Raw genomic sequence first — 4,006 nt, 5'->3', positions numbered from 1 at the left:
TCCATGCGGAACCACCGGATCACTAAGCCCGTCTTTCGACCCTGCTCGACCTGTACGTCTCGCAGTCAAGCTCCCTTCTGCCTTTACACTCTGCGAATGATTTCCAACCATTCTGAGGGAACCTTTGGGCGCCTCCGTTACTCTTTAGGAGGCGACCGCCCCAGTCAAACTGCCCGCCTGACACTGTCTCCCACCCCGATCAGGGGTGTGGGTTAGAATTTCAATACAACCAGGGTAGTATCCCACCGACGCCTCCTCCGAAGCTGGCGCTCCGGGCTCTAAGGCTCCTACCTATCCTGTACAAGTTGCACCAAAATTCAATATCAGGCTACAGTAAAGCTCCACGGGGTCTTTCCGTCCTGTCGCGGGTAACCTGCATCTTCACAGGTACTATAATTTCACCGAGTCTCTCGTTGAGACAGTGCCCAGATCGTTACGCCTTTCGTGCGGGTCGGAACTTACCCGACAAGGAATTTCGCTACCTTAGGACCGTTATAGTTACGGCCGCCGTTTACTGGGGCTTCAGTTCGCACCTTCGCTTGCGCTAAGCACTCCCCTTAACCTTCCAGCACCGGGCAGGCGTCAGCCCCTATACGTCACCTTACGGTTTTGCAGAGACCTGTGTTTTTGCTAAACAGTCGCCTGGGCCTATTCACTGCGGCTCTCTCGGGCTATTCACCCTACCAGAGCACCCCTTCTCCCGAAGTTACGGGGTCATTTTGCCGAGTTCCTTAACGAGAGTTCACTCGCTCACCTTAGAATTCTCTTCTCGCCTACCTGTGTCGGTTTGCGGTACGGGCACCTCCCGCCTCGCTAGAGGCTTTTCTTGGCAGTGTGNAGTCGCCTGGGCCTATTCACTGCGGCTCTCTCGGGCTATACACCCTACCAGAGCACCCCTTCTCCCGAAGTTACGGGGTCATTTTGCCGAGTTCCTTAACGAGAGTTCACTCGCTCACCTTAGAATTCTCTTCTCGCCTACCTGTGTCGGTTTGCGGTACGGGCACCTCCCGCCTCGCTAGAGGCTTTTCTTGGCAGTGTGAAATCAGGGACTCGAGGATAAATCCTCTCGCCGTCACAGCTCAACGTTGCAGGAATGGGATTTGCCTCATTCCACGCCTCACTGCTTGGACGTGCACAACCAACGGCACGCACTCCATATCCTACTGCGTCCCCCCATTGCTCAAACCGCGGGGAGGTGGTACAGGAATATCAACCTGTTGTCCATCGTCTACGCCTATCGGCCTCGACTTAGGTCCCGACTAACCCTGAGCGGACGAGCCTTCCTCAGGAAACCTTGGGCATTCGGTGGACGGGATTCTCACCCGTCTTTCGTTACTCATACCGGCATTCTCACTTCTAAGCGCTCCACCAGTCCTTGCGGTCTGACTTCCACGCCCTTAGAACGCTCTCCTACCACGGACATCTCAGATGTCCATCCACAGCTTCGGTAATCCGTTTAGCCCCGGTACATTTTCGGCGCAGTGTCACTCGACCAGTGAGCTATTACGCACTCTTTAAATGATGGCTGCTTCTAAGCCAACATCCTGGTTGTCTAAGCAACGCCACATCCTTTTCCACTTAACGGATATTTGGGGACCTTAGCTGGTGGTCTGGGCTGTTTCCCTCTTGACTACGGATCTTATCACTCGCAGTCTGACTCCCAAGCATAAATCACTGGCATTCGGAGTTTGTCTGAATTCGGTAACCCGGGATGGGCCCCTAGTCCAAACAGTGCTCTACCTCCAGGATTCTCAATCTTGAGGCTAGCCCTAAAGCTATTTCGGAGAGAACCAGCTATCTCCAGGTTCGATTGGAATTTCTCCGCTACCCACACCTCATCCCCGCACTTTTCAACGTGCGTGGGTTCGGGCCTCCAGTAAGTGTTACCTTACCTTCACCCTGGACATGGGTAGATCACCTGGTTTCGGGTCTACAACTGCATACTCCATCGCCCTATTCAGACTCGCTTTCGCTGCGGCTCCGCCTTCTCAGCTTAACCTTGCATGCAATCGTAACTCGCCGGTTCATTCTACAAAAGGCACGCCATCACCCATGAACGGGCTTTGACTACTTGTAGGCACACGGTTTCAGGATCTATTTCACTCCCCTTCCGGGGTGCTTTTCACCTTTCCCTCACGGTACTGGTTCACTATCGGTCACTAGGAAGTATTTAGCCTTGGGAGATGGTCCTCCCGGATTCCGACGGAATTTCACGTGTTCCGCCGTACTCAGGATCCACTCTGGAGGGGAAGGGTTTTCGGCTACGGGGCTGTTACCCGCTGCGGCGGACCGTTCCAGGTCGCTTCGCCTAATCCTTCCTTTTGTAACTCCGTATAGAGTGTCCTACAACCCCAAGAGGCAAGCCTCTGGGTTTGGGCTGATCCCGTTTCGCTCGCCGCTACTCAGGGAATCGCATTTGCTTTCTCTTCCTCCAGGTACTTAGATGTTTCAGTTCCCTGGGTCTGCCTTCTCATGTGCTATCAATTCACACATGGATACTGCCCGATTAAAGGCAGCGGGTTCCCCCATTCGGAAATCTCCGGATCACAGCTCACTTACAGCTCCCCGAAGCATATCGGTGTTAGTGCCGTCCTTCTTCGGCTCCTAGTGCCAAGGCATCCACCGTGCGCCCTTTCTAACTTAACCAATGGTCAATTAAAAAGTTGTGGCTCAAAAGCCACGCGTACATGAATTGCTTGCATATATGTTTCAATGTCGTCATATCCAGTTTTCAAAGAACAAGTTCATCATTTCTGCGTGCGAAATGANNNTGCGTGCAAGGCAGGCGCTCTCCCAGCTGAGCTAAGGCCCCAAGAAGAATGGTGGGCCTAAATGGACTCGAACCATCGACCTCACGCTTATCAGGCGTGCGCTCTAACCAGCTGAGCTATAGGCCCTCTTGGGTATACTTGATAGTCTAATAGAAGAATCATTCCAATGTCGCCATTGAAGGTGAACCTTCAAAACTGAACGCAAAACGTCAACCCCGGGAAACCCGGTTCCGAATTCATCCTTAGAAAGGAGGTGATCCAGCCGCACCTTCCGATACGGCTACCTTGTTACGACTTCACCNTGAAGGTGAACCTTCAAAACTGAACGCAAAACGTCAACCCCGGGAAACCCGGTTCCGAATTCATCCTTAGAAAGGAGGTGATCCAGCCGCACCTTCCGATACGGCTACCTTGTTACGACTTCACCCCAATCATCCGTCCCACCTTCGGCGGCTGGCTCCACAAGGGTTACCTCACCGACTTCGGGTGTTACAAACTCTCGTGGTGTGACGGGCGGTGTGTACAAGGCCCGGGAACGTATTCACCGTGGCATGCTGATCCACGATTACTAGCGATTCCGGCTTCATGCAGGCGAGTTGCAGCCTGCAATCCGAACTGAGAACGGTTTTCTGGGATTGGCTCCCCCTCGCGGGTTGGCAGCCCTTTGTACCGTCCATTGTAGCACGTGTGTAGCCCAGGTCATAAGGGGCATGATGATTTGACGTCATCCCCACCTTCCTCCGGTTTGTCACCGGCAGTCACCTTAGAGTGCCCAACTGAATGCTGGCAACTAAGATCAAGGGTTGCGCTCGTTGCGGGACTTAACCCAACATCTCACGACACGAGCTGACGACAACCATGCACCACCTGTCACCGCTGTCCCCGAAGGGAAAGGCGTATCTCTACACCGGGCAGCGGGATGTCAAGACCTGGTAAGGTTCTTCGCGTTGCTTCGAATTAAACCACATGCTCCACCGCTTGTGCGGGCCCCCGTCAATTCCTTTGAGTTTCAGCCTTGCGGCCGTACTCCCCAGGCGGAGTGCTTAATGCGTTAGCTGCAGCACTAAGGGGCGGAAACCCCCTAACACTTAGCACTCATCGTTTACGGCGTGGACTACCAGGGTATCTAATCCTGTTTGCTCCCCACGCTTTCGCGCCTCAGCGTCAGTTACAGACCAGAAAGTCGCCTTCGCCACTGGTGTTCCTCCACATCTCTACGCATTTCACCGCTACAC

The 4,006-nt window shown here is 53.8% G+C and carries 1 tRNA gene and 2 rRNA genes; all 3 read right to left on the bottom strand.

From position 1 onward, the window contains the following. Window positions 1–2,646 (bottom strand): 23S ribosomal RNA (locus K8U60_RS18870); the annotation flags it as partial. A 174-nt stretch (window positions 2,647–2,820) separates the two neighbouring features. Next, window positions 2,821–2,897 (bottom strand) — tRNA-Ile (locus K8U60_RS18865). Window positions 2,898–3,143: 246 nt separating this feature from the next. Beyond that, window positions 3,144–4,006 (bottom strand): 16S ribosomal RNA (locus K8U60_RS18860); the annotation flags it as partial.

This window comes from Planococcus circulans, assembly GCF_020023385.1.
In the GTDB taxonomy this organism is placed as follows: domain Bacteria; phylum Bacillota; class Bacilli; order Bacillales_A; family Planococcaceae; genus Planococcus.
Note: the sequence above shows the minus strand (reverse complement) of the source record. Positions and strands in the feature narration are given on the sequence as shown.